The organism is Lysobacter sp. TAB13 (genome assembly GCF_052113885.1).
Classification (GTDB): Bacteria; Pseudomonadota; Gammaproteobacteria; order Xanthomonadales; family Xanthomonadaceae; genus Lysobacter; species Lysobacter gummosus.
On record NZ_JBFRDR010000268.1, the window covers coordinates 1 to 415 of the forward strand.

The 415-nt window shown below is 68.5% G+C and carries 1 protein-coding gene; it reads right to left on the reverse strand.

The genetic code is table 11. The annotated features are described in order from the left end of the window. Positions 1 to 305, reverse strand: a 305-nt coding sequence (locus AB4Y92_RS26120) for an MmgE/PrpD family protein (protein WP_441822266.1), incomplete at its 3' end; no start/stop codon positions are given. Positions 306 to 415 lie beyond the last annotated feature (110 nt).

The following is a 415-nucleotide window of genomic DNA, read 5'->3' on the forward strand; positions in this document are numbered from 1 at the left end:
GCCGAAGCATGGGTAATGCCCGGCCGGAAATTGTCGTCGTAATCGAGGGCATGCGCTGCCGTGCCATTCACCAGGGCGGCGACGGCTTCCGGTGCCCTGCCACCGCCTATGACGGCGGCTGCACCGGACGGCCCGATGCTGCCGGCGAAAGCCGCACGCACCGACTGCGTCGCCTGGTCGTCGGCGCCGGCGATCATGCAGCCGATCGTATCGGCGATCGCATGACGTGCACGCGTCCGCGCCAAGGGAGCGAACGCGGGTGCGGACCGACTCCAGGCCGCRATGCGTTCGATGGCACTCGACATAGGCTCTCTCCAGATCTKCGAYGAGKACGCCGAGAAGGGCCRGCGTCCGTCAGCCCGCGCGCGCGTCGAAGATGAGGCGCAGTAGGCGCCCAAAGGCGAAGCGGTTGACC